The 26,660-nt window shown below is 71.1% G+C and carries 23 protein-coding genes and 3 pseudogenes; 18 read left to right on the top strand and 8 right to left on the bottom strand.

What is annotated here, in order from left to right:
• Window positions 1-104: 104 nt before the first annotated feature.
• From IE318_RS27460 to IE318_RS27430, 7 genes are all read left to right on the top strand, one after another.
• Window positions 105-719 (top strand): helix-turn-helix domain-containing protein, encoded by a 615-nt coding sequence (locus IE318_RS27460; protein WP_229903774.1) that lies wholly within the window; start codon window positions 105-107, stop codon window positions 717-719.
• A gap of 105 nt (window positions 720-824) precedes the next feature.
• Window positions 825-2,024 carry an NAD(P)/FAD-dependent oxidoreductase gene (locus tag IE318_RS27455; RefSeq protein WP_189904589.1) on the top strand — a complete coding sequence of 400 codons (1,200 nt, stop codon included), beginning with the start codon at window positions 825-827 and terminating at the stop codon, window positions 2,022-2,024.
• Window positions 2,021-2,389 (top strand): (2Fe-2S)-binding protein, encoded by a 369-nt coding sequence (locus tag IE318_RS27450; RefSeq protein ID WP_189904587.1) that lies wholly within the window; start codon window positions 2,021-2,023, stop codon window positions 2,387-2,389. The genes IE318_RS27455 and IE318_RS27450 overlap by 4 nt, the downstream gene beginning before the upstream one ends.
• Window positions 2,386-3,870 (top strand): FAD-dependent oxidoreductase, encoded by a 1,485-nt coding sequence (locus IE318_RS27445; RefSeq protein WP_189904585.1) that lies wholly within the window; start codon window positions 2,386-2,388, stop codon window positions 3,868-3,870. Before IE318_RS27450 ends, IE318_RS27445 begins: the two co-directional genes overlap by 4 nt.
• Window positions 3,871-3,889: 19 nt before the next feature.
• Window positions 3,890-4,822, top strand: a complete 933-nt coding sequence (locus IE318_RS27440) for a dihydrodipicolinate synthase family protein (protein WP_189904583.1) — start codon at window positions 3,890-3,892, stop codon at window positions 4,820-4,822.
• Complete coding sequence (locus tag IE318_RS27435; RefSeq protein WP_189904581.1) at window positions 4,822-5,823, top strand: proline racemase family protein; 1,002 nt, start codon at window positions 4,822-4,824, stop codon at window positions 5,821-5,823. Before IE318_RS27440 ends, IE318_RS27435 begins: the two co-directional genes overlap by 1 nt.
• 33 nt (window positions 5,824-5,856) lie before the next feature.
• The gene (locus IE318_RS27430) at window positions 5,857-7,341 is read left to right on the top strand and encodes an amino acid permease (RefSeq protein WP_189904579.1); all 1,485 of its coding nucleotides are present in this window, start codon (window positions 5,857-5,859) and stop codon (window positions 7,339-7,341) included.
• A gap of 237 nt (window positions 7,342-7,578) precedes the next feature.
• Here IE318_RS27430 and IE318_RS27425 read toward each other — a convergent pair whose 3' ends face one another.
• Window positions 7,579-8,841: a beta-ketoacyl-[acyl-carrier-protein] synthase family protein gene (locus IE318_RS27425; protein ID WP_189904577.1), complete on the bottom strand. Its 1,263-nt coding sequence runs from the start codon at window positions 8,839-8,841 to the stop codon at window positions 7,579-7,581.
• A 67-nt stretch (window positions 8,842-8,908) separates the two neighbouring features.
• Here IE318_RS27425 and IE318_RS27420 point away from each other — a divergent pair, with 67 nt between their 5' ends.
• From IE318_RS27420 to IE318_RS27410, 3 genes are all read left to right on the top strand, one after another.
• Window positions 8,909-9,526: a TetR/AcrR family transcriptional regulator gene (locus IE318_RS27420; protein WP_189904575.1), complete on the top strand. Its 618-nt coding sequence runs from the start codon at window positions 8,909-8,911 to the stop codon at window positions 9,524-9,526.
• 274 nt (window positions 9,527-9,800) lie between these two features.
• The gene (locus IE318_RS27415; protein WP_189904573.1) at window positions 9,801-10,895 is read left to right on the top strand and encodes a hypothetical protein; all 1,095 of its coding nucleotides are present in this window, start codon (window positions 9,801-9,803) and stop codon (window positions 10,893-10,895) included.
• Between the two features lie 84 nt (window positions 10,896-10,979).
• Window positions 10,980-11,681, top strand: a complete 702-nt coding sequence (locus IE318_RS27410; protein ID WP_189904570.1) for a class I SAM-dependent methyltransferase — start codon at window positions 10,980-10,982, stop codon at window positions 11,679-11,681.
• A gap of 40 nt (window positions 11,682-11,721) precedes the next feature.
• Here IE318_RS27410 and IE318_RS46350 read toward each other — a convergent pair.
• Window positions 11,722-11,878: pseudogene (locus IE318_RS46350) on the bottom strand (ATP-binding protein); the annotation flags it as partial.
• 247 nt (window positions 11,879-12,125) lie between these two features.
• On the opposite strand from IE318_RS46350, the gene wrbA reads away from it, so the two are divergent.
• The gene (gene wrbA / locus IE318_RS27405) at window positions 12,126-12,743 is read left to right on the top strand and encodes an NAD(P)H:quinone oxidoreductase (protein ID WP_189904568.1); all 618 of its coding nucleotides are present in this window, start codon (window positions 12,126-12,128) and stop codon (window positions 12,741-12,743) included.
• A gap of 273 nt (window positions 12,744-13,016) precedes the next feature.
• Here the strand turns inward: wrbA and IE318_RS27400 are convergent, their stop codons facing one another.
• The 3 genes from IE318_RS27400 to IE318_RS27390 are packed head-to-tail and all read right to left on the bottom strand — an operon-like array spanning window position 13,017 to window position 15,588.
• Window positions 13,017-13,703, bottom strand: a complete 687-nt coding sequence (locus IE318_RS27400; protein ID WP_373311289.1) for a 3-oxoacid CoA-transferase subunit B — start codon at window positions 13,701-13,703, stop codon at window positions 13,017-13,019.
• Entirely contained in the window at window positions 13,700-14,395 is a 696-nt protein-coding gene (locus tag IE318_RS27395) for a 3-oxoacid CoA-transferase subunit A (RefSeq protein ID WP_189904566.1), read from the bottom strand. The genes IE318_RS27400 and IE318_RS27395 overlap by 4 nt, the downstream gene beginning before the upstream one ends.
• On the bottom strand, window positions 14,392-15,588 hold the full coding sequence (locus tag IE318_RS27390) for a thiolase family protein (protein ID WP_189904564.1): 1,197 nt from the start codon (window positions 15,586-15,588) through the stop codon (window positions 14,392-14,394). Before IE318_RS27390 ends, IE318_RS27395 begins: the two co-directional genes overlap by 4 nt.
• Window positions 15,589-15,658: 70 nt before the next feature.
• Between IE318_RS27390 and IE318_RS27385 the strand changes: the two genes are divergently transcribed.
• Window positions 15,659-16,540, top strand: a complete 882-nt coding sequence (locus IE318_RS27385; RefSeq protein ID WP_189904562.1) for a LysR substrate-binding domain-containing protein — start codon at window positions 15,659-15,661, stop codon at window positions 16,538-16,540.
• Window positions 16,541-16,857: 317 nt separating this feature from the next.
• Here IE318_RS27385 and IE318_RS27380 read toward each other — a convergent pair whose 3' ends face one another.
• Window positions 16,858-17,310: a winged helix-turn-helix transcriptional regulator gene (locus IE318_RS27380; RefSeq protein ID WP_030175515.1), complete on the bottom strand. Its 453-nt coding sequence runs from the start codon at window positions 17,308-17,310 to the stop codon at window positions 16,858-16,860.
• Between the two features lie 134 nt (window positions 17,311-17,444).
• Here IE318_RS27380 and IE318_RS27375 point away from each other — a divergent pair, with 134 nt between their 5' ends.
• The 3 genes and pseudogenes from IE318_RS27375 to IE318_RS27365 form a co-directional block, all read left to right on the top strand.
• On the top strand, window positions 17,445-18,362 hold the full coding sequence (locus IE318_RS27375) for a zinc-binding dehydrogenase (RefSeq protein WP_189904561.1): 918 nt from the start codon (window positions 17,445-17,447) through the stop codon (window positions 18,360-18,362).
• Between the two features lie 29 nt (window positions 18,363-18,391).
• Window positions 18,392-18,621: pseudogene (locus IE318_RS27370) on the top strand (DUF1348 family protein); the annotation flags it as partial.
• A gap of 283 nt (window positions 18,622-18,904) precedes the next feature.
• A pseudogene (locus tag IE318_RS27365) lies at window positions 18,905-19,246 on the top strand (lantibiotic dehydratase); the annotation flags it as partial.
• Window positions 19,247-19,365: 119 nt separating this feature from the next.
• Here the strand turns inward: IE318_RS27365 and IE318_RS27360 are convergent.
• Both IE318_RS27360 and IE318_RS27355 read right to left on the bottom strand, forming a co-directional pair.
• Window positions 19,366-20,226, bottom strand: a complete 861-nt coding sequence (locus tag IE318_RS27360; protein ID WP_189904559.1) for an acyl-CoA thioesterase — start codon at window positions 20,224-20,226, stop codon at window positions 19,366-19,368.
• Between the two features lie 229 nt (window positions 20,227-20,455).
• Window positions 20,456-21,217, bottom strand: coding sequence for an IclR family transcriptional regulator (locus IE318_RS27355; protein WP_189904556.1), 762 nt, complete (start codon window positions 21,215-21,217; stop codon window positions 20,456-20,458).
• 230 nt (window positions 21,218-21,447) lie between these two features.
• Here IE318_RS27355 and IE318_RS27350 point away from each other — a divergent pair, with 230 nt between their 5' ends.
• The 3 genes from IE318_RS27350 to IE318_RS27340 all read left to right on the top strand — a co-directional run bounded on the left by IE318_RS27350 (window position 21,448) and on the right by IE318_RS27340 (window position 26,643).
• Window positions 21,448-22,311 (top strand): alpha/beta fold hydrolase, encoded by an 864-nt coding sequence (locus IE318_RS27350; RefSeq protein ID WP_189904555.1) that lies wholly within the window; start codon window positions 21,448-21,450, stop codon window positions 22,309-22,311.
• Between the two features lie 664 nt (window positions 22,312-22,975).
• Window positions 22,976-24,529 carry an FAD-binding oxidoreductase gene (locus IE318_RS27345; RefSeq protein ID WP_229903773.1) on the top strand — a complete coding sequence of 518 codons (1,554 nt, stop codon included), beginning with the start codon at window positions 22,976-22,978 and terminating at the stop codon, window positions 24,527-24,529.
• A complete protein-coding gene (locus IE318_RS27340; RefSeq protein WP_189904553.1) occupies window positions 24,526-26,643 on the top strand; it encodes a SpoIIE family protein phosphatase in 2,118 nt (705 codons plus the stop codon). The genes IE318_RS27345 and IE318_RS27340 overlap by 4 nt, the downstream gene beginning before the upstream one ends.
• Window positions 26,644-26,660: the final 17 nt, after the last annotated feature.

Genomic DNA, 26,660 nt, shown 5'->3' with positions numbered 1-26,660 from the left:
TGGTGCACTGCGGGAGAAGGCCCCATCCTGATCCGTGTAGCGAACGTAGCGCCATAATGTTCGTACGTTATGTCGAACGACGGTAGAGAGGTAAGGGTGAGGTTGTGAGCGTCTCCGAGGGTTCGGTCCGGGGCATGCTGGCGGCCAATCTGAGACGGGCCAGGACCCGGCGGGGGCTGTCACTCTCCGAGCTGTCCAGGCGTTCGAAGATCGGCAAGGCGACGCTGTCGCAGCTGGAATCCGGAACGGGCAACCCCACCATCGAGACGGTGTTCAGCCTCTCGAGAGTGCTCGAGGTGCCGATCTCGGACCTGCTGGACACCCGGCCGGCCGGCGAACTGACAGTGGTGCGCGCCGCGGAGACGGAGGTGCTCAGTGGCGAGGGCGTGGATCTGCGACCGCTGCAGCGGATCGAATCCGGTGATGCCGTCATCGAGGTCTTCGATCAGCGGGTACGGGCCGGGCGCCGACAGGAGTCACTCGGCCATGTCGGCACTGAGCACACCATCGTTCAGGCCGGCCGGCTCGGTGTGCGGGTGAAGGACGACGAGGTGGAGCTGGGGCCGGGCGACTATGTGCGCTTCGACGCGTCGCGGCCGCACAGCTACACGGCGCTGGACGGCGAGGTGCGCTCCGTCCTGCTGTTGCAGTACCGGGCGGAGCAGCGGCTCCACCTGTCCGACCCGGGAATCGGCGGCAGCCACCCGGCGGAGGAATAGCTCGCTGCGGCGAGGCCGCCGAACTCTCTTCGGCGTGACCGTTGACAGGCCTCTTGTCCGGTCATACGTTTCCGATCGTTCGGTTTAACGAACGGAGAGTGTTCGATGTACGGAACGTCGGCAGTGGTTGTGGGTGCCGGAATCGTCGGCTGTGCGTGTGCTCGCGAGCTGGCCCTGGCCGGATTCGAGGTCACCGTCGTCGAGCGCGGTGCAGCCGCGTCGGCGACCACGGCGCACGGCGAGGGCAACGTACTCGTCTCCGACAAGGGACCGGGTCCCGAGCTGCAACTCGCCCAGCTGTCCCGGCGGTTGTGGCCGCAGGTGCTCGCGGCTGCCGCCGAGCGGTCCGCGCACGCGGCGCGGGCGGTGGAGTGGGAGCCCAAGGGCGGCATCGTCGTGGCGACGACCGACGCCGGAGCCCGCGAGCTGACCCGCTTCGCCGCCGGCCAGCGCACGGCGGGCGTGCACACCGAGATCCTCGACGCCGACGCGCTCGCCGCGGCGGAACCGTACGTCACCCGTGACCACGCCGCCGCCGTTCACTACCCGGAGGACGCCCAGGTGCAGCCGGCCGCCGCGGCCGCCGCCCTGCTCACCGACGCGCTCGCGGCGGGCGCCACCCTGCGCACCGGCTGCGAGGTGCTCGGCGCGGTCACCTGCGGCGAACGGATCACCGCGGTCCGCACCTCGACCGGCCTGCTGGAGGCGGACTGCTTCGTCAACGCCGCGGGCCCCTGGTCCGGCGAGCTGGCCACCCGTCTCGGCGTCCCGGTGGACATCCGGCCCCGGCGCGGCGACGTGCTGGTGACCACGCCCGTGCCGCCGATGGTCTTCCACAAGGTCTACGACGCGGACTACGTGGGAGCGGTCGGCAGCAGCGCGGAGGACCTGCAGACCTCGGCGGTGGTGGAGTCCACCCGCGGCGGCAGCGTGCTCATCGGCTCCTCGCGCCGCCGCGTCGGGTTCGACGACCGGCTGCGCCCCGCGGTGCTCTCGGCGGTCGCCGCCAAGGCGCTGCGGCTGTTCCCGGCGCTGGCCGGGGTCCCGGTCATGCGCGCCTACGGCGGATTCCGGCCCTACGTCCCCGACCACCTGCCCGTCATCGGCGCCGACCCACGGCTGAGCGGTCTCTGGCATGTCGGCGGTCACGAGGGCGCCGGCATCGGCCTGTCGGTGGGCAGCGCGAGGCTGCTGCGCGAGCTGATGCTCGGTCAGCCGACGGAGATGGACACGACCCCGTTCCGAGTGGACCGCCCCGCCGTACTGGGCGGCCGCCCGGCCCCCGCACGTGAGGAGACGGCTTGAGCCCCAGACGTGTCCGCGCCGAGTCCGACGCCGTCGGACGGCAGGAGCTGCCGCTGCGGATCACCGTCGACGGCGAACCCGTCGACGGCATCGCGGGCCAGACGATCGCGGGCGTCCTGCTCGCCTCCGGCCGCCTGGCCTGGCGGCGGGGACGCTCCGGCGCACCTCGCGGAGTGTTCTGCGGCATCGGCGTCTGCTTCGACTGCCTGGTGACGGTGGGCGGCGAGCGCGACGTCCGTGCCTGCCGCCGCCGGGCCCATGACGGCGACGTGGTGACCACCCAGAACCGGCAGCCGGAGGCCGGCCGGGCGACGGACCCCACGGAACGGAAGCACCTCGGACTGCCGGGAGAGGAGGACAGGTGACGACGCGCCATGTGGTCGTGGTCGGCGCGGGACCCGCGGGCCTGGCCGCGGCGGAGGCCGCACTCGCTGCCGGCGCCCGGGTCACGCTGATCGACTCGGCGGACCGGCCCGGCGGCCAGTACCACCGCATGCTGCCCGAGGCCTACGGCGCCGCTCGGCCCGAACGGCTCCAGCACGGCTGGTGGGCCTTCGACCGGCGCCGCCGCCGGGTGCTGACCCACCCGCGGTGCGCCTGGTGGCCCGAGACCTCGGTCTGGGCCCTGGAACGCCCGGACCCGACAGAGCCCGGAGTCCCGCGGGTGCACGTGGTGCGCGGCCCGGCCGACGGCGGCCGAAGGAGCCGCCTGAGACTCGACCCCGACGCGCTGGTGCTCGCCGTGGGCGCCCACGACCGCGTCCTGCCGTTCCCCGGCTGGGAGTTGCCCGGCGTCTTCACCGCCGGCGCCGCGCAGGCGCTCGCCAAGGGTGAGCGGGTCGTCGTCGGCGACCGGGTGGTGGTGGCCGGTACGGGACCGTTCCTGCTGCCGGTGGCCGCCTCCCTGCTTCAGGCAGGCTCCCGCGTCCTGGAGGTGCTGGAGGCCAACACGGCGGGCACCCTCGCCCGCGGCTGGGCACGGCGGCCCTGGCAGTTGGCCGCATACGGTGGCAAGGCCGGTGAACTCGCCGAGTACACCGCCTTGTTGCTGCGGCACCGGGTGCCCTGCCGCGTCGGCCGGGCGGTCGTCGAGGCACGCGGCGACGGCAGGGTGGAGGAGGTCGTCACCGCCCGGCTGCGTGCCGACTGGTCGGTGGTGCCGGGCACCGAGCGCACGGCCCCGGTCGACGCGGTGTGCGTCAGTCACGGCTTCAGCCCGCAACTGGAGCTGCCCGTGGCCGCCGGTTGCACGCTGCGCAGCGCACCGGGCGGTGAGTTCGTGGCCGTCGACGACGACCAGCGCACCAGCTGCCCGAACGTGTACGCGGCCGGTGAGATCACCGGCATCGCGGGCGCCCCGGCCGCACGGGCGGAGGGCGCGCTCGCCGGATGGCTCGCCGCCGGCGGCGTCCCGGACGCGCTCGCCCTGCGCCCGCTGCGGCGCAGCCGGGACCAGGGCCGTGCCTTCGCCGAGCGGCTGGCGGGCGCGCACCCCATCGGTGCGGCGTGGCCCGAGTGGCTGCGTCCCGAGACGGTCGTCTGCCGCTGCGAGGAGGCCGACTACGCCTCGCTGTGCCGGGCCGCCGGTAACGCGGCGAGCCGCGGCGCGCGGGTCGCCAAGTTGGAGACGCGTGCCGGTCTCGGCCCCTGCCAGGGCCGCATCTGCGGCCCCACGGTCGCCGAGCTCAGCGCCCGGCTGACCGGCCGGCCCGCCGAGCGCCCGGCCGAGGGCATTCCGGCGGCCGGTCCTCACCACCGGCCGATCGCCCAGCCCATCCGGCTCGGCGAACTGGCCGCCGCTCCCGAACCACTTCCCGGCAACACCGAATCCCACCCCTCGATGTAGGAAGACGGAGCAGAAATTCATGAGCGACACCGAGAAGCAGCACGTGTCCCTCGGCGGCGTCGTGGTGGCCACCGCCCTGCCGTACCGCGAGGACGCGTCCGCCCCGGCCGGCCTGGCCGTCGACTACGACCGGTACGCCGAGCACTGCCGCTGGCTGGTCGACAACGGCTGCCACGGCGTCGGCCCCAACGGCTCGCTGGGCGAGTACTCCTCCCTGACCGACGAGGAGCGCCGCAGGGTTGCCCGTACCGCCGTCGAGGCGGTCGGCGCCTCGGGGAAGGTGGTCGTCGGCGTGCACGGCGTCGGTTGGCACCAGGCCCGGCACTGGGCCGAGATCGCCGCCGAGGACGGAGCGGACGGAGTGCTGTGCCTGCCGCCGACCATGTACCGCGCCAACCGCGGTGAGGTCCTCGCGCACTTCGAGGCCGTGGCGTCCGTAGGCCTGCCGGTGATGGTCTACAACAACCCCATCGACACCAAGGTCGACCTCACCCCGGACCTGCTCGCCGAGATCTCCTCGATCGACAACGTCGTCGCGGTGAAGGAGTTCTCCGGTGACGTCCGGCGCGTTCTGGAGATCAAGGAGCAGGCGCCCGCCCTGGAGGTGATCAGCGGCGCCGACGACGTCGTACTGGAGAGCCTGCTGATGGGCGCCACCGGCTGGTTCGCCGGCTTCCCGAACGTCTTCCCCGCGGAGTCGGCCCGCCTGTACGACCTGGCCACCGCCGGCAAGCTGGCCGAGGCCCGCGCCCTGTACGAGCCGCTGGTCGCGGCCTTCCGCTGGGACTCGCGCACCGAGTTCGTCCAGGCCATCAAGCTCGGCATGGAACAGGTCGGCCGGTTCGGCGGCCCCTGCCGCCCGCCGCGCGGACCGCTCACTCCGAAAATGCGCGAGCAGGTCCAGGCCGACATGGCCCGCGCCATCGGCTCCATCAAGCAGCAGGCTTCCTGATGCGGTCCGTCCGTACCATCAGCCCGGTCGACTCGCACACCGAGGGCATGCCCACCCGCGTCGTCACCGGCGGCGTCGGGCCGATCCCCGGTGCCACCATGGCCGAACGCCGCCGCCACGCCGTGGAGAACCTGGACGAACTGCGCCGCTTCCTGGTCGACGAACCACGTGGCCACGCGGCCATGAGCGGCGCTATCCTCCAGCCGCCGACCCGCCCGGACGCCGACTGGGGTGTGCTCTACATCGAGGTCAGCGGATTCCTGCCGATGTGCGGGCACGGCACCATCGGTGTGGCCACCGTCCTGGTGGAGACGGGAATGGTCCCGGTCACCGAACCGGAGACCACCGTGCGCCTGGACACGCCCGCGGGACTGGTCGAGGCACGGGTCACGGTCCGCGACGGGCGGGCCGAAAAGGTCACCCTGCGCAACGTGGACGCCTTCGCGCTCGAACTCGACGCCACCGTGAAGGTGCCGGACCTCGGAGACATCCGCTACGACATGGCCTACGGCGGAAACTTCTACGCCGTCGTCGAACTCGGCCAGGTGGGCCTGCCGTTCGACCGGGCCCGCAAGGACGAGATCCTCGCCGCCGGGCTGTCGATCATGCAGGCGGTCAACAAGCAGAACCGGCCGGTGCACCCGGTCGATCCGCTCATCGCCGGCTGCAAGCACGTGCAGTTCCTGGCCCCGGACTCCACTCCCCGGCACTCCCGCAACGCCATGGCCATCCACCCCGGGTGGTTCGACCGCTCGCCGTGCGGTACCGGCACCTCGGCGCGGATGGCACAGCTGCACGCGCGCGGGGAGCTGCCGCTGAACACCGAGTTCGTCAACGAGTCGTTCATCGGCACCCGCTTCACCGGACGCCTGGTCCACGCCACCGAGGTGGGTGGCCTGCCCGCCGTCGTGCCCGAGTTCTCAGGCCGGGCGTGGATCACCGGCACCGCGAACTACCTGCTCGACCCGAGCGATCCGTTCCCGCACGGATTCGTGCTCTAGGCAAACCCGTTCGTCTGCACCGGAGGGTCCGCCATGTCCCGTACCACTCCCGTAAGACAGCATGACCCAGCCCTGCCCGCCGGAGGGCTGTTCTCCCGGGCGGGCGTCTTCCGCCTCAAACCGGTCGACTCCTCCGAGGAGGAGACTCGTGGCGGCCTGCGCCGCACCATGGGGCTGTGGCAGCTGGTCGCCCTCAGCCTGGGCGGCCTGGTCGGCGCGGGAGTGTTCTCACTGGCCGGCGTCGTGGCCCACCAGGACGCCGGGCCCGGTGTGATGATCTCCTTCCTGATCGCGATCATCGCCAGCGGCGCGGCGGCACTGTGCTACGCGGAGTTCGCCGGCACCATCCCCAAGGCCGGCTCCGCCTACACCTACTCCTACGCCGCTCTCGGCGAGATCGTCGGCTGGGCGATCGGCTGGGACCTGCTGCTCGAGTACACGGCCATCGTCGCCGTGGTGGCGATCGCCGTGTCCGGGTACCTCTCCTACATCCTCGAGCGGATCGGCATCGAGCTGCCGAACTGGATGCTCGGGGCTCCGGGCACCGGATCGGGCCACCGGGTGGACCTGCTCGCCGCCCTGCTGTGCCTGCTGCTGGCCTTCGTGCTTTCCCGGGGCACCAAGGAGTCGGCCCGCTTCGAGACGGTGCTGGTGGTGGTCAAGATGGCCATCGTCGCTCTGGTGATCGTCGCCGGTGCCTTCCACATCTCCGCGGGCAACTACCACCCCTTCCTCCCCTTCGGGATCGGCGGCGCGTTCACCGGCGCGGCGACCACGTTCTTCGCGGTCTACGGGTACGACGCCATGAGCGCGGCGGCGGAGGAGAGTGCCGAGGCCAAGAAGGTGCTGCCGAAGGCGATCGTGGTCTCGCTCGGCATCGCCGCGGTCATCTACCTGCTGGTCTGCGTCGTGCTGCTGGGCATGCAGAACTACCGCGACATCGACGTGAAGAGCCCCTTCTCCAGCGCGCTCTCCTCGGTCGGCCTCGGCGGACTCGGCATGGTGGTCGCCGTCGGCGCCGTCATCGGCATCACCACGTCCGCGTTCGCCAACATGCTCGCCGTCTCCCGGGTCTGGTTCTCCATGAGCCGCGACGGACTGCTGCCGCGCTACTTCGCCGAGAACCACCCCGAGCGACAGGTCCCGACCCGGGTGATCTGGCCCGTCGGCATCGGTTCGGCCGTCATCGCCGGGCTGCTGCCCATCCGGGAAGCAGCCGACCTGACCAACATCGGCATTCTGATGGCGTTCATCGTGGTGGCGGTCGCCGTCGTGGTGATGCGCAGGACCAAACCCGATCTGCCCCGCGCCTTCCGCACTCCCCTGGTGCCGCTGGTGCCGGCCGTGGGCGTCGCCTTCTCGGTCTGGCTGATCGGCAACCTGGACTGGGTGACCTGGGTGCGCTTCGCGGTATGGATGGCACTCGGGCTGATCGTCTATGCCCTGTTCGGCTACCGGAACTCCGTGGAAAACGCGGAGAACCAGTCTCCGGAGCATCCGCAAGGAGACATCGCCTGAGCGCCATCGCCCTCGAACCGGTCAGGCGGTGCGGCCGCCGGTGCGGCCGAACGATGGGCCGAGGCGGAACCGGCCGTCAGAGCATGCGCCCTGACGGCCGTCGCCGACGCCCTGGAAGCAGAACGTACGGAGTTGGCCGCGCCGGCCGTTGGTCGTGCCGTTGGGTCGACGCACCTCCGTCGGCGCAGACCGAGGACGGCCAGGTGGCGGTGACGGTACGGCGCGTGTTCGCGCGCGTCATGGTGTGGTCGGGGCTGTACGGGAGGCGTGATGCCGTACGCCGGTGACGATGAGTGAGACGTTCTGTCCGCCGAAGCCGAAGGAGTTGCTGAGTACGGCCTCCTGGGGGACGTCTCGTCGCTCTGCGACGACATCGAGATCGATGCCGGGACCCACGCCGGTCGTGGTGATGTTGCGCGTCGGCGGGATGACGCCGTGCTCCACGCTGAGAACGGCGATGAGCGCCTCGATCGCGCCGGCGGCGCCGAAGAGGTGGCCGAGCGCCGCCTTGGGGGCTGTCACGGTGGCGCGGCCGAAGACCTCCCCGATCGCGTGCGCCTCGGCGACGTCGCCGACCGGAGTTCCGGTGGCATGGGCGTTGATGTGGCTGATCTGATCGGGAGCCAAGCCGGCTTGTGCGAGGGCCTTCCGCATGGCCGAGATCTGACCGGAGCCGTCGGGAGCGGGCGCCGTGATGTGGTGAGCGTCGGCGGCGATGCCGGCGCCCGCGAGCACCGCGTGGACGTGTGCGCCTCGGGCGCCGGCGTGCTCGGCGCTTTCGAGCACCATGACAGCGGCGCCTTCGCTGAGGACGAATCCGCTGCGGTCCGCGGCGAACGGCCGTGACGCTGAGGCGGGTTCGGCGGTGTGCCGCGAGAGTGCCTGTGCCTGGGTGAAGCCGGCGACGGTGATGGGGGTGATCGCGGCCTCGGTCCCGCCCGCGATGACCACGTCCGCCTCGCCGGCACGGATGAGCCTGGCACCCAGGGCGATCGCCTCGGCACCGGAGGAGCATGCCGAGACGGGCGTGTAGACCCCGGCCCGTGCGCCGTATTCGATACTGATCAGCGCCGCCGCCGCATTGGGCATGAGCATCGGGACCGTGCGCGGCGAGACGCGCCGGGTCCCGGACGCCTCCAGTACGTCGTCTTCCTTCAGCAGCGTCCGTACGCCACCGATGCCCGTGCCGATCGCCGATGCGAGCCGGTCCGGGTCCACGTCCGGGGAGCCGGCGTCGGCCCAGGCTTCGGCCGCGGCGATGAAGGCTGCCTGCTGCGAGCGGTCGAGCCGCCTGGCCTGCACCGGCGGCAGCAACTCGGCGGGGTCCATCGCCATCGTCCCGGCGACGGTGTCGGGAAGGCCGGCGCCCTCGTGGTCGCGCATCACGCCGCCACGGATGCCGGACTCACCGGCGAGCAGGGCGTCCCAGGTGGACTCCACGTCTCCACCCAGTGGCGTGATCGCGCCGAGTCCGGTCACGACGACTTCAGTCCGATGCATGCGCTTCAACCTTTCTTGTATGCCATACAAGCAAGCAGGGCTTTGTTGTATCACATACAATTCGGCTGTGGAGAAGAAGCGAACCGAAGCTCGGTCGACGTCGGCCCGGTCACGTGACCGCGGTCGCGCGACGAGGCGCCGGCTGATCGAGGCAACTGCGCAGCTCTGCAAGGAGCGGCCCGGCGCCGAGGTGAGCGTCGCGGAGATCGCGAACGCCGCAGGCGTCTTCCCCAATCAGGTCACCTACTACTTCGGCTCCAAGGACTCGCTGCTCGTGCACGCCGCCTTTCTCGGCCTGCTGCACGACGCCCGACGGATCGAGCGCATCGGTCGCCAAGCCCCCGATGCGGCGACGTTTCGGCGCAACATCGCCCGCGCCGTACTGGCCATGCCCTCGCTCCCGTCAGTCGCGCGAGCACTCGCCGCCGGGATCTCCAAGCCCGAACTCGCCCCCGTGGTCGACCAGCACCTCCAGCTGCTGTTCCGGCAATCCGAGCGCTTCGTGAGCCGGCTCATCGACGGTCGCGGCTGGAGGGCCCGGCGACCGCTCGACGTGGAGGCCCGGACGTTCTGGAGCACCGCGCTCGGCGCCGTGTTGCTCGTCCGCGCCGGGGCACACGGCACCGTCGCCGACCTCGACCTCGCCGGCGCATTGACCATCCACGACGAACCCGAGCCCGGCTAGCTCGGCCGATCGGGCCCACGGCGGCGACGGGCGCGGTTCCCCTGCGACGGCGACCTTGTCGCGGTCGGCGTGTTCGCCGTCGCGGAGGCGTACAGCGCCGAACCGACGCTTCACCGACCGCACTTCCAGGTGGGCTGTGTGCTCATGCGATCATGCGGGCGGACATGGATGGCCTGGCACAGCCGATCAGTTGATCGGAGGAGCAAGCCATCGGGGCATCGAGCATGAACAGGAGCGCGGTGTGCGCGACGCTGGGGGGCAGGACGGGTCGTCCGTGTCCGATGAGGAGTGGGAGCGGTTCCTCCGCGAATCGGTGGCGGGCGCGGCCGATGCCCCCGTGGAGCCGTCCGCGCGCGCCCGCGAGGTCGAGCGGCGGCTGCGGGAGCAGTCGGGACGGCCGGTGGGCTGGCGCACGTACGCACCGGCCCGGCGTCGGCGCAGGACGGGCTGGTACCTGACCGGGCTGATCGCGGCCGTGGCGCTCGTGGTCGTGGCGCTGTCCCCGCAGAAGGTCGTGGGCTGGTTCGGCGGCGACGACGGCGGGCACGCCGAGGCGCAGTCGGCCCCCGAGTCGGAGCGCCCGCAGCAGGCCCCAGGGCCGGAGCCGGCTCTGCGCCCCACCCTTGCCGAGCCCTTCCGGGGGTCGCCCGCCGCCCACTGGGCCGACGGGGCGGCCGGCATCACGGTGCCCAAGGCCAAGGCGACCGGCTGGATGGACGCCGCCCAGGTCGGGCGGGCGCTGCGGCGGAGCAGGGATTTCATGGTGGCCGCGGGGCTCGACTCCGGCGCGCTGCGCGGTGAGCGGCCCACGAAGGCCATCGCGCTGCTGAATCCGTACCAGAAAGACGTCCAGGAGTACCTCCGCGTTGCCCTGTCGTCGAAGGCTCCCACTCCTGAGACCGATCCGTTGCTGCTGTTCAGCCGCTTCCGCCCGGAGCAGGCCCGGTTGGTCGGTGACGTCGTCAAGACCCGCGGCCGGCTCACGTACCGGGAGGGGAAGAGGGGGGCGGTCGAGGTGACAGCGGACGTCACCTTCGTGTACCCGGTCACCCCGGCGGCCGGCGACAGCGGGGGCAACGCCGAGGTGGTCCGTACGATAGTGCGGCGCAAGGTGGTGATGAGCTGGGACGACCCGGCCAAGGTCATCACCAGGGCGAACACCATGTCCCTCGTCTCGTACGCGCTCGACATGACCAACGGCGGGTGCTCCGGTCCCACCGGCTACTTCGTGCCGCCCTTCGGCACCGCCGACGACCAGTCCACCGACGCCGCCCACCGGATCGATCCGTACGACCGCAGCAAGCCGATCGACACGAGCAACGGCACGACGTCCGCGGGCAACGGCTGCGCGACCGCCACCCGCTCCTGAAGCGTGGCGCGCGTCAGGCGTCCATGCGTTCGTCTCACCTCCTATGGTCAGGATGAGGTTCTACCTCACTGCGGAGGAGAGGCCATGACGAACACGGGTGGACATACGGCGCGGGTCCGCGAGGTGCGCCGCCGGCTCACACAGGAGGGGCCGCCGCGGACGCGAGACCGAGAGGGGGACGTCGAGACAGTCACGTTACCCGAGCAGCACTGCGACCAACTGCGCGATCTGATCGTCTCCGAAGGAGCCGAGAAGGTTGTCGAGATCGGTCTCGCCTACGCCGGCTCCGCGCTCGCCATCGCTGAGGCGCTGGCAACCGTCAACCGTCCACTCCCCCGGCACGTCATCATCGACCCGTTTCAAGAACGGGAGTACTCCAACGCCGGCTGGGATCTGTTGTGTTCGGCCGGGCTGGACTCGATCGCCACCCTCATGCTCACTCCTTCCTCGATCGCGCTCCCGCAGCTCCTCACTGGAGGCTTCGTCGCCGACGCTGCATTCGTGGACGGCAGTCACCGGTTCCACGAAGTCTTCGTCGATCTCTACTTCTTGCGCAAGATCGTCCGACCCGGCGGCCTGATTGTCATCGACGACGATTGGTGGCCGTCTGTGCACACGGCCGTGCAGTACTACGAGCGGAACCTGGGATGGACGGTGATCCCCGACGCCTTCCCCGGCGAGCCGATCGGCGTCGGGCCCCAGGGCACACCGGGCGCCCGCTGCAAGGCATATCGATTGCCTGACCCCTCGTTCGAGCCTTCCTTCGAGGACTTCCGTGCGTTTTGACCCTGCTCTCGGGCCGGAAGCGCAGGAACATGTCGATGCGTACCTGGAAGACCAGGTCCGCCTCGGCGCCCTCGAGGGCCGGCAGCCGACCTCATCGACGACGAGGACGCTGGGCCGCAGGCAGGTGCCGAGTTCATCAGGGAGTCGACCTGCGGCTTCGGCTGCCTGAGATTGCGGATCATGTCGTCGAGACCGGTGGAGCAGTAGTTCCTGCCGTTCACCGTGAGTCCCTTCGGCAAACGGTGTCCCTACGGCCTGCGCGGTCGGCGCTCCGCGGCGGGCACCCCCTCGCACGTTCTGTTGAATGTTGCACCACTGACCCGTGATGGTTTAGCGTTCAACCAAGCAGCCCCTTGGGATGCACCCCTCAAACGAAAGCCACCCAGCGCCATGGGCTTTTTCCGCCGCAACACCGACAGCACCACCGAATTGGAGACGACTCCCGTGACTTCCCCCGTCAAGCTTGCGGTCATCTACTACTCCTCGACCGGTTTCAGTGCCGAGATCGCCAAGGAGATCAGCACCGCCGCGGAGAAGGCCGGCGCCGAGGTGCGCCTGCTCAAGGCCGCTGAACTGGCTCCCGAGGCTGCGATCGCCTCCAACGAGGCATGGGCGGCCCACGCGGCGGCGAGCGCCGGCATCCCGGTGGCCACTCCCGCCGATGTCGAGTGGGCCGACGCCGTGATCTTCGGCTCCCCGACCCGCTTCGGCAACATCGCCTCGCAGCTCAAGCAGTTCATCGACACCCTCGGCGGCCTGTGGGCGCAGGGCAAGCTCGCCAACAAGGTCTACAGCGGCTTCGCCACCAGCGCCACCGCTCACGGCGGACAGGAGTCCACGATCCTCGCGCTCTACAACTCCATCCACCACTTCGGCGGCATCATCGTCTCCCCCGGATACACCGACCCGGTGAAGTTCGTCGACGGCAACCCGTACGGCACCTCGCACGTCGACGCCCAGGGCAACAACCCCGTCGGCGAGCAGACCCGCGACGCCGCCCACCACCAGGCCGAGCGCGTCGTCCAGATCGCCGCCGCCCTCAAGGCCGGCCTCGCCGCCTGACCCACGCCGCACCCGAGCCGGGCTGCGGGAGCACTCGTTCCCGCAGCCCGGCGGCGCTTTGCCCGGCTCCGGCAGAGCGCTGCAGCCCGTGGTGGCGGGCACTCACGGCAGCATGACCTCGAGCACGACGCATACGGCTGTCCGCAAGGTGGATCTGGCGCCGGTCCCGGGGGCTCGGAGGCCGGCGTTCGCACACGGCGTGCGGACCCGGCTGCACCGAGCGCGATCGCCGCCCCCACGGGGACCGGTGCGTCAGGTGCGGGCTCGAGCAGGTCAGTGCAGCTCGACGTCGAGGCGTGAGCGCAGCTCGTTGTGGGTGATGCCGTAGGTCTCCAGCACGTGGACGCCGTGGGGCCGCAGGTCGAAGGTGGCGACCTCGGTGTAGACCCGGCTGACGCAGCCGACGCCGGTGAGAGGGTAGGTGCACTGCGGGACCAGTTTGGGCGCACCGGACTTCGTGAAGAGTGTCATCATCACGTAGACGTCCTTGGCTCCGATGGCGAGGTCCATCGCGCCGCCGACGGCGGGAATGTCGTCGGGCTTGCCGGTGTGCCAGTTGGCCAGGTCACCGTGGGCGGAGACCTGGTAGGCGCCGAGCACGCAGACGTCGAGGTGGCCGCCGCGCATCATGGCGAAGGAGTCGGCGTGGTGGAAGTACGCCGCCCCTGGGAGTTCGGTGACCGGGACCTTGCCGGCGTTGGTGAGGTCGGGGTCGATCTGTGCGCCCTCGGCCTTCGGCCCCATGCCGAGCATGCCGTTCTCGGTGTGGAGGACGACGCCGAGTTCCTCGGGCAGGTGGTCGGCGATCTTGGTGGGCTGGCCGATGCCGAGGTTGACGAACGCGCCGGCCGGGATATCCCGTGCGATCACGGCGGCCACCTCGTCCATGCTCAGCGGATGGTCCACGGTCATCGGTGCCTCGCTCGCCGTGCGTGTCGAGGCGGTGGTGTCGGTGGTCATCGTGCCCCCTGGACGGTGTAGTGGCGGGTCTTGACCGGGACGATGCGGTCGACGTAGATCGACGGCGTGACGACCGCCTCCGGGTCGAGCCCGCCGAGCGGGACGACCTCGTCGACCTGGACGATCGTGGTGGTGGCGGCGGTCGCCATCACCGGGCCGAAGTTGCGGGCGGTCTTGCGGTAGACGAGGTTGCCCATCGGGTCGGCCCGGTGCGCGGAGATGAGGGCGTAGTCGCCCTTGATCGGATACTCCAGCAGGTAGTCGCGTCCGTCGATGGTGCGTACCTCCTTGCCCTCGGCGAGCGGGGTGCCGACCGCGGTCGGGCAGTAGAACGCGCCGATCCCGGCGCCGGCGGCCCGCATCCGCTCGGCGAGGTTGCCCTGGGGCACCACCTCGAGCTCGATGTTCCCCTCGCGGTAGAGCGCGTCGAAGACGTAGGAGTCGACCTGGCGCGGGAAGGAGCACAGCACCTTGCGGACCCGGCCGGCCTTGAGCAGCGCCGCCAGTCCGACATCGCCGTTTCCGGCGTTGTTGGAGACGATCGTGAGGTCCTTCGCGCCCTGCCGGATCAGGGCGTCGATGAGGTCGAAGGGCATCCCGGCCAGGCCGAAGCCGCCGACCAGGACGGTGGAGCCGTCCTCGATCCCGGCGACGGCCTCGTCGGTCGAATCCAGCACAGCGGCGCGGCTCACTTCGACACCTCCAGGTTCTCCAGGACGACGGCCAGACCCTGGCCGACGCCGATGCAGATCGCGGCGACGCCGTAGCGCTCGCGGCGTTCCTTCAGGACCGCGGCCAGGGTCCCGAGGATCCGGCCGCCGGAGGCGCCCAGCGGGTGCCCGATCGCGATGGCCCCGCCGCGCTGGTTGACGATCCCGGGATCGCGCAGGCCGTCCTTGAGCCAGGCGTCGACGCAGGCCAGCGACTGGACCGCGAACGCCTCGTTGAGCTCGACCGCACCGACCTGGTCCCAGGTGACCCCGGCGCGGGCGAGAGCGCGGTTGGCGGCCTCGACCGGGGCGTAGCCGAATTCCCGCGGGTCCAGCGCCATCGCACCTCTGCCGAGGATCCGGGCGAGCGGGTCGCGGCCGATGGCCGCTGCCGCCGACTCGCTACCGAGCAGCACCGCGGAGCCGCCGTCGGAGAGCGGGGAGGAGTTGCCCGCGGTGATGGTGCCGTCCGGCCGGAACGCAGGCTTGAGCCCGGCAAGCTTCTCGGTGTTCGAGTCCGCGCGGATGCCCTCGTCGCGGCCCAGGTCGGCAACCGGAGTGACCAGCGCGTCGTAGAAGCCGTCCTCCCACGCCTGGTGCGCGAGCCGGTGAGAGCGGACCGCGAACTCGTCCTGGCGCTCTCGGGAGATGCCGAAGCGCTCCTGGAGCTGCTCGTTGCACTCTCCCAGCGAGACGGTCCATTCCTTCGGCATCCGCGGGTTGACCAGCCGCCAGCCCAGTGTCGTCGACACCGCGGTGACGTCGCCCGCCGGGAAGGCCCGCGACGGCTTGGGCAGCACCCACGGCGCCCGCGTCATCGACTCCACGCCGCCCACGAGGACGACGTCGGCGTCTCCCGTCTCGATCGTGCGGGAGCCGGCCATCGCCGCATCCAGGCTCGAGCCGCACAGCCGGTTGACCGTCGTGCCGGGCACGCTGGTCGGCAGCCCGGCCAGCAGCGCCGCCATCCGCCCGACGTTGCGGTTCTCCTCGCCGGCGCCGTTGGCATTGCCCCAGACGACCTCGTCGATCGCGGCGGGGTCCAGCGACGGCGCCTGCGCGAGCACGCCGCTGATCGCGGTAGCGGCCAGATCGTCGGGCCGGATGTCGGCCAACGCGCCGTTGAACTTGCCGAACGGTGTCCGGGTGGCGGCGTAGAGGAATGCGCTGTTCATGGCTCGACGCTAGACGGCACCGCCGATACTGTGAAGTATCAATATCGACGTCGATTGAGATGCTGAAACTATGGATCTGCGGCAGCTCCGCTACTTCGTCGCCGTCGCGGAAGAGCGCCACTTCGGGCGCGCGGCCGAGCGGCTCCACATGGCACAGCCGCCGCTCTCGCAGGCGATCCGGCAGCTCGAGGGCGAGCTCGGCGTCGCGCTGTTCCACCGCACCACACGCCGGGTCGACCTCACCGACGCCGGCCGCGCCTACCTCGACCGGGCGCGAGCGATCCTTGCCGAGGTCGACGAGGCCGCCCACTACGCCCGTCGGGTCGCCGCCGGTGCGGTCGGTCACCTCACCCTCGGCTGTGTCGGCTCGGCGACGTACAGCCTGCTGCCGACACTGTCGCGTCACCTCGCCACCGAACTGCCGGGCATCGACTTCTCCTTCCGCGGGGAGATGCTCGTGCCGGACCAGGTGGAGGCGCTGCGCAGCGGCGCGATCGACGTGGCCCTGCTGCGCCCGCCCGCGGCCGAGCCGTCCCTGGTCGTCCACGCCCTGCGCCGGGACCGCCTCGTGGTGGCGCTCCCGGCCGAGCATCCACTCGCGAGAAAGGCCCGGGTGCGCGCCGCCGACCTCGCGGGCGTCGACCTGATCGTCCACTCGGCGGACCGCCGCTCGGTGATGCACGACGTCGTGTTCGGTGTCCTCCGCGATGCCGACGTCGAGCCACACATCCGGCACGAGGTCGGGGAGACCTCGACGCTCATCACCCTCGTCGCCGGGGGCCTCGGAGTCGCGGTCGTGCCCGAGCCGGTGACCGCGCTCGCGCTCGACGGCGTCGTCTACCGGCACTTGGTGCGCCCGGCGGCGGCCATCGAACTGGCCGTCGCCCACCGCGCCGACCGCGACGAACCCCACCTGGCCCGCGCGGTCGAGGTCATTCGCCGGCTCTTTTGAGCGGTCTGCGGGCGTGTGTCCCCGGCCGACACCCGGCGGGCCACGCCGAAGGCCGTGTGGACCGCCGCCCGCAGGAGTGTGGCGGAGTGTGGCGCGGCGGCTGACGCTACTGGGCCCGCCGGCTCCTCCAGCCGGGTGTGTCAGCACGCTCTGGAGCCGGTCACGGCCGTGCCCGCACCTCGAGGTGCACCGCGAGCCGGCCGGCGAGCGAGTGAAGATCGCCGGCGAAGCCCGGCCACTACGACACTGGCGTCCAGGCCGCGGAACGACTCCGACCGGGCTCGTGACGGGCAGCACCCATCGGGGAAGAGCGACCGTCAGTCGGCAGCGCCGCTCTGCCTGCGGTCGTAGCCGTTGCGATGGGTGAGGACCTCCGCCATGTGGCCCTCCGCCCACTCCTTGATTCCCCGCATGACTCCCTGGAGCGAGCAACCGAGATCGGTCAGCTCATAGGTGACGGTGACGGGCACCGTGGGGGTCACGGTTCTGGTCACCATCCCGTCGCGCTCGAGTGAACGCAACGTCTGCGTCAGCATCTTCTGGCTCACGCCCGAGATCCGGCGTGACAGCTCGGAGTAGCGCATGGGCCGCGGTTCGTCGCCGGAGGCAGCCCCGGGGCGCGGGCCGTCCCCGCCCAGAGCGGCAAGCACGAGGGCGACCCACTTGTCGGAGATCCGCTCCAGGAGCTGGCGGCTGGGACATTCCGCGAGGAATGCGTCGTACTCCGCTTTGGCTTCGGCCCGCCGCTGCGACGCGGTGCTGGTCGGCATGACCCACCTCCGGCTCGGTGACTTACGCACTTCAAAGTGCCTACTTTCCCCTGGAAAGTAAGTATCCCATGGTGGTGCTGCACCACAGCAAGTGCAGGACCACCTCGCAAGACGTTCACCAAGGAGCAGATGACATGAGTCAGGCGACATCCCGGCGGGCCGTGGTCCGCGTTCCGTCCGGGCCCCGCTCGATCGAGATCGTCGACGTCCCCCTGGCCGAGCCGGGGCCGGCGGAGATCCGCGTCAAGATTGCCGCCGCGGCGATCAACCCCGTCGACGTCGGCGTGGCCGACGGCGTCTTTCACCGGCTCGGACTGGTCCACCAGCCGGACCACACCGGTCTCGGCTGGGACTTCGCAGGCACTGTCGATGCGGCCGGACCCGGCGTCGGGCTGCCCGTGGGCACCCGTGTTGCCGGGTTCATCGACGGTTTCGACCGCGACCACGGATCCCATGCCGAGCACCTCGTCGTCGCCGCCGCCAATGCCGCCGTCGTCCCCGAGAGCATGGACCTGGTCGAGGCGGCGACGGTGCCGCTCAACGCCACCGCCGCAGCCCAGCTCGTGAACCTCCTCGGTGAGGCGCCGAGCAAGGCTCGGCGCCTGCTGGTGACCGGCGCGGCCGGTGCGGTGGGGGCGCACGTCGCCGTACTCGCCCAGGACCGCGGCTGGCAGGTGACCGGGATGGCCCGAGCGGCCGACGAGCCGTTCGTCCGGGGCATCGGCGTCGACTTCGCCACCGAACCCGGGCACGGCTGGGACGCCGTTGCCGACGCCGGAGCCCTGCAGGAGCATGCCCTTCGGGCCGTACGCGACGATGGCCGTTTCGTCGGCGTCCAACCGGCCTCGCGGCTCCCCGAGGAGCGCGGCGTCGCGGTCGAGGTCCTGGTCGCACATCCCGACGGAGCGCTTCTCGCCGGCTTGCTCGCACGGGTGGCGACGGGAGAACTGCCGGCTCGCGTCCACTCCGTCGCGCCGCTCGACGAAGCCGCCGATGCATACGAGGCGATGGCCAAGGGCAGTGTCCGCGGCCGGATCGTCCTCGTCCCCTGACAGCGCCGCGTCGTCTCGCGACTCGGGCCGTGACCGAGGGTTCCCGGAATCCGATCGAGAAGTTCCGCCTCGCCGACGACGCGTGGAACAACCGGGACCCCGAGCGTGTGGCCCTCGCCTACACCGTCGACAGCCGCTGGCGCAACCGCGCCGAAGTCGTCGACGAACGCGAGGAGATCGTCTCCTTCCTCACCCGGAAATGGGCCAGGGAATTGGACTACCGGCTCATCAAGGAACTGGGGCGTTCGAAGGGAACCAGCCGCGAGAGGACCCCGACGCCCGACTCGGACCCATGCTGACGTATACCACCGCAGGCGATAACGTCCTGGCCGCCTGACGACGCGGCCGGTGCCCCGGGCACGGCGGCATCAGCCGGCCGTTCCTTTCACGCTCTGGAGGTAGTTGGTCGCTGTTCCGCCCACGGCGTTCCGAACTGGCACAGCCGCTCTCCTGCGCGCGGCCGCGCGGCGCTGTCCGTGGCGCGCTGTCTGATACGCCGCCAGCATCGGGCGGGCGACGCCTTTCGGCTTGTTTGCCGGTGTGTGCCCTTCCAGCCCGACGTACGGGACGATCGGACTCGCGCGGTCGAGGCGTCCCTGGCCCTGACCGAGCCGCTGCGCGCGGTCCTCCCTGTGGCTCGGGGGCCGATCCGTGCGGGCGTGCTCGTGGACAGGCTCCAGGCGGAGTTCCCCACGGCCGGACTGGAAAGGGCACGCCGGCTGCTGGTGGAGCTGGTCCGGCGGGTGCCGATCACGAGTCTGCATACGCCGAGCACCGAGACCGACGCCCGCGGATGTCTCCTCGAGCAGCTCGACGCGGTCGATGCCGCAGCCCTCGCCCCGGTCGCGGAAACGGTGCGTGAGCTGCACCAAGGGCGTCTTGGTGCAGCGCAGCTGGATCAGCGGAACACTCCCGCGTCGGCGAGGAGAACCCGCGGCGGTGGTCCTGGACGACCAGGTATGCGCTCGGAACTTGTCAAGGCAAAATCCACGCTTGGACGGGGTCAGCCCGCACGCGGGGCTCCGAACTTCTCACGGATGGCGCGTGCCTGGCGGGCGAGGGCGAGCAATCGGCCGTCGGTGGACCAGATGGCGCTGTTCTCAATGGCCCAGTCGCTGCCGGCATGCTCGGTGCGGATGCGTACAAGCGCCCAGTCCTGGGCGGGGCGGGCGTCCAGTGCGTCGGTGAAGTGCACGGTCAGTTCGACCGTGGGTACCGGCCGCGGCGCGGTCCACAGGGCGAAGAGCGCGGGCGGCAGGGCATCGGCGAGGACCACCAGTGTCCGAGCCTCCAGCGGTCTGTGGTCGGCGAAGCGTATCCACGCCAGGAGCTCGGCGCGCTCTCCGCCGCCGAGCGGGCGGGCGTCTGTGGCCGGGTGGATCTCCAGGTGGGACGCGAAGAGCGCCAGGTCACGCGGGAGGGTGAACGACGGACAGTCCACGGGGTTCGGTACGGGAGGCACGGGAAGGTCGGTGTAGGCGGGGCCGCTGCCGCTCCGTCCGAACACCGCGGAACCCGTCAGGACCGGCGCACCGCCCTGCAGCGCGATGACCGAGGACATCGATGTGCGGCGGCCTTCGCGCAGGACCCGGGGCGCGAAGCGCAGAGGGTCCTCGTCCACCGGGGCCAGGAAGTGCGCGCCCACGGTGCGGACCGGAACGGGGTGCCCGGTCCGTCCGGCGAGGCAGTCGTGCATGGCAGTGAGCGCCAGGGCGGCCACGTATCCGCTGTGGGCGCCGTACCAGGACGACCAGGAGCGGTCGATGTGGACGGTGGCGTCGGTCCGGGGCCAGGCCGTGTCGGGAGGGGCCGTCGAGGCACCGCCTGTGGGGGTGCCGAGACTGTGTCGAAACGAATCGGGCATGTCGCCCCCTTGAATAGTAAGTTCGCATTTTGAACCAAAGGTAGAGGGGTGCGCGGTGAAACGGAAAGCGAGTCGGTGGAGCGCAGAGGCGGCGAGCGGGCGCCTTTCCGGCATTGCGGAAAACGCAGCGTTACGTGGAGAGCGGCTCGTACCAGGACGCCTGAGCCGGTGTGCGGCGCTGCGTCCTTCGCCTGCGCCGGCGTCGGCCGTTCTTGCCGCGGCGGTGTGTTTATCGCCTGGCAGGGTGCTCCGCGGCACGTAGCCGCTCCGCCACCTGCGTCGCCGCTCCCCGTACCGCGACGACGAGAGCCGACTCGTGCCGGGTGAATCGGCGCATCGGGGCACTGATGCTGAGGGAGGCGACTATCTCCGTGCGAGGGCCGTGAATGCCTGCGGCCACACTTCCGACGTCCGTGGTGGATTCCCCATAGTCGAAGGAAATTCCGGTATTCCGGATTTCTTCCAATTGCCGCATCAGGTCATCGACGTCGACCAGAGCACGAGTGGTGAGGGTGCGCAGCGGCTGCGCGCGCAGTTGCCGCTCGGCCTGTGCCGGCGGGCGGGCGGCGAGCAGGAGCCTGCCCGAGGGGAAGGCGTGGGCCTCGTAGCGCGTGCCCACCCGCGGTCCGAGGACCGACAGGGGGGCCTCGCCCACGACCTTGTCGATGAACAGCACGCTGCCGCGCAGGAATACCGCAACACAGACGGTCTCGCCGAGCCGGCGGGCCGCGGCCTCCATGACGGGGTGCGCGGCGCTGATCAGGGCCGACGACGTGCGCTGCACCTCCCCCAGTTCGAAGGCGCGCCAGCCGAGTTCGTATCGGCCCCGACGGCGGACCTGCAGCAGTCCGGCCTCCGTGAGTCCGGTGAGCAGGGAATGGGCGGTGGACCTGGGCATGCCCAGCGCGGCAGCGACATCGCTGACTCCCCACTCTGGAGCTGCCTGGGTGAACAGGTCCAGCACGCGACCGGCCTTTGCGAGTGTCGACATCACCCCGCTCCTTCAGTCCGCCCCCCAGCGCCCGGGCCCGATGCTCCGGGGCGTGGGCCCGTGCCATGACCGCCACTGCCGCCCACGGAAAAGGGTTCCGTCTAATCCCGTATATTCGCATATGGGGTGGTTCTTTGCTCAGGCGGTACGGAAATGCCGACTGAGGCGTACAACGGGAGGCCGCGCGGCCGACAGTGCATGTACCGACCACCTCACGAAAGGACGGCGTGATGACCTCGCCCTCACTCGCGGCGCCGGACCTGTTCACGAAACTGAACGGCACACGCTTCGCCTATCGCCGCTTCGGCCGCCAGGACGGCGTTCCTCTGGTCCTGCTGAGCCGGTTCCGCGGCACGATGGACGACTGGGACCCGCTGTTCGTCGACGCCCTCGCCGAGGCGCGGCCCGTCATCCTGTTCGACAACGCCGGAGTCGGAAGATCGGAAGGCCGTACACCCGGCACGATCACCGAGATGGCGGACGCAGCGGCCACCTTCATCGCCGCGGTCGGCGACCCGCCCGTCGACCTCCTGGGTTTCTCTCTGGGCGGATACGTCGCCCAACGGCTGACTCTGACCCATCCCGAGCTGGTCAGGCGCCTGGTCCTGGCCGGGACGGGTCCGGGCGCCGGCGAGGGCATCCTGCCCTCCAAGCCCCAGGTGGCGCCCTTGAGGTCGGCACCTGCCATGGACCAGGCTGCACTGCGGGCGCTGTTCTTCACCCGGTCCGCGGCAGGTTCGCGCGCCGCCGAGGAGGTGTGGGAACGCACGCACCAGCGGCCGCAGCGCGAGCCGGAGGTCCCGGCCGAGTCCTACGAGCGGCAGATCGACGCGATCGCACACTGGTCATCGGCCGATGGCGACGGCGCGTACGACTCGCTGGGACACCTGACCCTGCCTGTGCTCGTCGCCAACGGCAACGACGACGTCATGATCCCCACGGTCAACTCCTTCATCATGTCCCAGCTGCTCCCCGGCGCCGAGTTGGTGATCTACCCGGACTCCGGGCACGGTTTCCTCTTCCAGTACGCACAGCTCTTCGCGGCGCGCGTCAACGAGTTCCTCGACCGGCCGCGCGCGGCGGACACCCGGTGAGGTGAAGGCGGCGGTCGTGCCCGGGGCAGCGCCGTCGGCGGCTCGCGCCGCACAGCATGGCTTCGTCACAGGTCCACGACGTTGTCCTCGACGAGGGTGAAGAGGCCGCAGCAGCCGAAAAGAACCAGAGGGTGTCCACAGCCCTGTCGGCGTCGAGGCCGTCCCGCAGGACGCGGCCCAGGCCGGCGCGACGCCAGGGACGAGCGCCTCACCCGCGCGGCGGCGGGCGGTCGCCGTGGCGAGGACCTCGGCCCGGTCTCGGCGTGGTGTGCGGACGCGATCACCACGTGCGTGGTGTCGTCGTGGTCCCGCCGCATGCTCCGGATGAGCGCGGCGACGGACCGCAAACCATCTGCGCGGCGTCGTCGAGCGCCTCGATGCGCCTACGGGCCTCCTCGCCAACCGATGCCACAGGCCACGCGTCGATGAGTGTACGGCGCAGCAGCCCCTGCTTGCCGCCGGTCACCGTGCACACGGTCGCGGGTGAGACCCGGGCCGCTACGGCAATGCCGTCCACCCGGATCGCGAAGTAACCCTCGTCCCACCGGCCTGTTGTCCCGGCTTACGCCGCGCGCCTGCTCAACCATCCCCCCGGCGGACTGGCTCGGGCAGGTCCTCTCCCCGCTCATGGCTCCCCCTCTCCGTCGGATTCAAGGAGACAACCATGCAGAACCCCACCCCGGTGCGCGGCGCCGTCAGGGAACTGCTGACACAACTGGACCCGGAACAGGTTCTTACCGACGGCCCCGGCTACCAACAGGGCATCCGGCTGTGGAACGGAGCCGTACGGCACCGGCCCGCGCTGATCGTGCGCCCCCGGACCCCGGCCCAGGTGCAGGCAGCGGTTCTCGCCGCACGCGGCAATGGGCCGCCCCTGTCGGTACGCGGCGGCGGACACGACTGGGCCGGGCGATCGCTCTGCCCCGGCGGCCTGGTCGTCGACCTGTCCTCGATGCGGCAGGTCGTCATCGACCCCCGCAGGCGCACCGCCATCGTGCAGGGCGGCGCCACCGCCGGGGACGTGGTCACGGCCACCGCCCCGTACGGGCTGTGCCCCGCCACCGGGACGGTCGCCGGCGTCGGCATGACCGGGCTGACGCTCGCCGGAGGCTACGGACCCCTCAACGGGCGCGCCGGTCTGGCCCTGGACAACCTCCTGGCCGCCGACGTCGTCCTCGCCGACGGGCGCCTCGTCACCGCCGATCCCGACCGCGAACCGGAGCTGTACTGGGCACTGCGCGGCGGAGGCGGCAACTTCGGCGCGGTCACCTCCCTGCGGATCCGGCTGCACCCTGTGCCCCGCCTCGTGGCCGGGCTGATCACCTATCCGCTGCCCCGCGCAGCACGTGTCTGGGAACGCCTGAACGCCTTCCTCGCCGCCGCACCGGACGAGCTGACCGTCCAGAGCGGACTCGTCTCGGGCCCGGACGGCAGCCCCGCTCTCTTCCCCGCACCCGTCTGGAGCGGCAGCACGGACCACGGCGAAGCGGCCATCAGCCCGCTCCAGCGGCTCGGATCGCCCCTGTCGACACAGACAGCGCCCATGCCCCTGGCACAGATGCTGCGCCTGAACGAGCAGTGGGCTCCCGCCGGACGCCACTACGCCATCGCCACCCGGACCCTCACCCGCTTCACTCCTGGCGCCACCGCCGGACTGGCCGAAGCCGCGGCCACCAGGACCTCGCCCCTGACCGGGATCGCCGTCCACCACTTCCATGGGGCGGCCACCCGCGTGCCCCTGGAGTCGACCGCCTTCGGCCTGCGGCATGACCACTTCGTCGTCGAGATCGTGGCGGTCTGGGCACCCGGCGACAGGCGCGCCTCCCACCACCGTGCCTGGGCGGACGCCACCTCCGCCGCCCTTGCGCCCCACGCGCTCCCCGGCGGCTATGCCCAACTCCTCGGACCCGACGCCCACGACCAGGCCGCTCACGCCTACGGCCCCCACACCGGGCGGCTTTCTGGCGGCCAAGAAACACTACGACCCCGACCGCGTCTTCGCCCCCCACTCCGCTGCCCACCACCGGGTACGACACACCCGCCCAGCGCGGCACTCGGTCGGCCCATGGCTCGAAACCGGATTGAGGCGGGCTCTCGGGTGCGGCGGGAAGCCCTGCACCATGCCCGCCGGGCACACGGCCCCCGAACGGTGCCCATGGACGCCCATGGACTCCCTCACTCACGAAACTCACGAACCAACCGGAAGGAACCGGCATGACCGCACGGATACCGGCCGGCCTGGACGGCATCCTGCGCACCGCGTCCACGGCAGGCAGAGCAACCCTGGAATCCCTGGTGAGCCGCCCCGGAGTGGGACTGGCGGTCTGGGACACCGACCTGCACTGCGTCTGGGTCAACGCCGCACTGGGACGCCAGGACGGCATCCCCGCCCCGCGACGACAGGGACGACGGCCCTCGCAGGCGCTGCGCGGTGACGCCGACGCACTGGAAACGGTGATGCAGCAGGTCCTGGCCGACGGCGCTCCGGTGATCGGCCGGGAGTACCGCGTACCGGCTGTGCGCGACGGGCGCCCGGAGCGTGCCCTTACGGTCTCCTTCTTCCGGCTCGACGACACCGACGGCCGGCCACTGGGTGTGTGCTCCCTGGTCCAGGACCCGGCCGGCCGGCGGTGGACCGGGCGGCGCCTGGCCCTGCTCAGCGACGCCGCCACCACCATCGGCACCACGCTGGACGTCATGCGCACGGGTCAGGAACTGGCGGACTTCGCCGTGCCGTTTCTGGCGGACTACGTGACGGTGGAACTGACCGAGGCGGTACGGCTCGGCGCGGAACCCCTGGACCGGCTCGGCCCGACGGGCGGGCGGATACCCGTCTTCCGGCGCGCCGGGCTGGCCTCGGTTCGCCCGGGCGCGCCGGAGTCGCTCTGGGACCGAGGGGAGGCGGTCTACGTCGCCGAGACGTCACCGTTCACCCAGGTCCTGTCCTCCGGCTGCTCCCTGCTCGAACCCGACCTGGCCGGATCCACACGGGCGCGGCTGGACCTGGACCCGGCACGGGCCGAGAAGATCCGCACCTACGGGATGCACTCCCTGATGGTCGTGCCCATGCACGCCCGCGGTGTCCTGCTGGGCGTTGCGGTCTTCGTCCGTAGCGACAACCCCGCACCGTTCGACGAAGAGGACCTGCTCCTGGCCGAGGAACTCGTCCGCCGGGCAGCGCTCAGCCTGGACAACGCCAGGCGGTACACACGCGAACGCACCGCCGCCCTGGCGCTCCAGCGCAGCCTGCTCCCCCGCCATGTGACGGGCGGGGCCGCCCTCGACGTGGTCACCCGCTATCTGCCCGCGGACGCCGAGGGAGGCGTCGGCGGCGACTGGTTCGACGTCATCCCTCTGCCCGGCGCCCGGGTGGCCCTCGTCGTGGGAGACGTGGTCGGACACGGCCTCGACGCCGCCGCAACCATGGGGCGCCTGCGCATGGCGGTACGGACCCTGGCTGAACTCGACCTTCCCCCCGGCGAACTGCTCAGCCACCTCAACGAGGTGGTCAGCCGCCTGGCACAAGAAGACCCCGCCGAGGAGCCGCCCGCGTCCTCCGTCGGCGCCACCTGCCTCTACGCCGTATACGACCCGGTCACCCGCACCTGCGTCACGGCCCGCGCCGGGCATCCCCCGCCGGCGATCCTCCGGCCCGACGGCAAGGTCAGCGTCCCCGACGTCCCGGCCGGCCCACCACTGGGCCTGGCCACGCTGCCGTACGAGAGCACAGAGCTGGAACTGCCCGAGGGGAGCGTGATCGCCCTGTTCAGCGACGGCCTCATCGAGGACCGCCGGCACGACATCGACGAAGGCATCGACCGCCTCAGCACCCATCTCGCCCAGCCCGGCGTCACCCTGGAGGAACTGTCCCACGTCCTGATCGACACCATGCCGGCCACAAGGCCCTCCGACGACGTCACGCTCCTCCTCGCCCGGACCCGCTCACTCGGCCCACACGACACCGCCTCATGGGAACTGCCTGCCGACACAGCCTCCGCGGGAACAGCACGTTCTCTGGCAACCCGGCAGCTGGCACGTTGGGGACTGGAGAAACTGGTGCCGACCACCGAGCTCATCGTCAGCGAACTGGTCACCAACGCCGTCCTCCATGCCAAAGGGCCCATCCGCCTGCACCTGATCCGCCATCAGGCACTGGTCTGCGAGGTCACTGACGCCAGCACCACCGCACCACGCCTGCACCACGCTCAGCCCTACGACGAAAGCGGCCGCGGGCTCTTCCTCGTCGCGCAACTGGCCCGCCGCTGGGGCACCCGTCACACTCCCGTCGGCAAACTCGTCTGGGCCGAACAGGCCATCCCGCGACGCCCGTAACCCCCGCACGGCTCAAC

It is taken from the genome of Streptomyces spiralis (genome assembly GCF_014654675.1).
Classification (GTDB): Bacteria; Actinomycetota; Actinomycetes; order Streptomycetales; family Streptomycetaceae; genus Streptomyces; species Streptomyces spiralis.
This window is presented reverse-complemented; position numbering and strand designations above follow the sequence as displayed.

Excerpts from the sequence above, each read along its gene's own strand:
- IE318_RS27455 (WP_189904589.1), top strand. The coding sequence starts at position 825 with ATGTACGGAACGTCGGCAGTGGTTGTGGGTGCCGGAATCGTCGGCTGT.
- IE318_RS27440 (WP_189904583.1), top strand. The coding sequence starts at position 3,890 with ATGAGCGACACCGAGAAGCAGCACGTGTCCCTCGGCGGCGTCGTGGTG.
- IE318_RS27435 (WP_189904581.1), top strand. The coding sequence starts at position 4,822 with ATGCGGTCCGTCCGTACCATCAGCCCGGTCGACTCGCACACCGAGGGC.
- IE318_RS27430 (WP_189904579.1), top strand. The coding sequence starts at position 5,857 with ATGTCCCGTACCACTCCCGTAAGACAGCATGACCCAGCCCTGCCCGCC.
- IE318_RS27425 (WP_189904577.1), bottom strand. The coding sequence starts at position 8,841 with ATGCATCGGACTGAAGTCGTCGTGACCGGACTCGGCGCGATCACGCCA.
- IE318_RS27410 (WP_189904570.1), top strand. The coding sequence starts at position 10,980 with ATGACGAACACGGGTGGACATACGGCGCGGGTCCGCGAGGTGCGCCGC.
- IE318_RS27400 (WP_373311289.1), bottom strand. The coding sequence starts at position 13,703 with ATGACCACCGACACCACCGCCTCGACACGCACGGCGAGCGAGGCACCG.
- IE318_RS27390 (WP_189904564.1), bottom strand. The coding sequence starts at position 15,588 with ATGAACAGCGCATTCCTCTACGCCGCCACCCGGACACCGTTCGGCAAG.
- IE318_RS27385 (WP_189904562.1), top strand. The coding sequence starts at position 15,659 with ATGGATCTGCGGCAGCTCCGCTACTTCGTCGCCGTCGCGGAAGAGCGC.
- IE318_RS27380 (WP_030175515.1), bottom strand. The coding sequence starts at position 17,310 with ATGCCGACCAGCACCGCGTCGCAGCGGCGGGCCGAAGCCAAAGCGGAG.
- IE318_RS27375 (WP_189904561.1), top strand. The coding sequence starts at position 17,445 with ATGAGTCAGGCGACATCCCGGCGGGCCGTGGTCCGCGTTCCGTCCGGG.
- IE318_RS27360 (WP_189904559.1), bottom strand. The coding sequence starts at position 20,226 with ATGCCCGATTCGTTTCGACACAGTCTCGGCACCCCCACAGGCGGTGCC.
- IE318_RS27355 (WP_189904556.1), bottom strand. The coding sequence starts at position 21,217 with ATGTCGACACTCGCAAAGGCCGGTCGCGTGCTGGACCTGTTCACCCAG.
- IE318_RS27350 (WP_189904555.1), top strand. The coding sequence starts at position 21,448 with ATGACCTCGCCCTCACTCGCGGCGCCGGACCTGTTCACGAAACTGAAC.
- IE318_RS27345 (WP_229903773.1), top strand. The coding sequence starts at position 22,976 with ATGCAGAACCCCACCCCGGTGCGCGGCGCCGTCAGGGAACTGCTGACA.
- IE318_RS27340 (WP_189904553.1), top strand. The coding sequence starts at position 24,526 with ATGACCGCACGGATACCGGCCGGCCTGGACGGCATCCTGCGCACCGCG.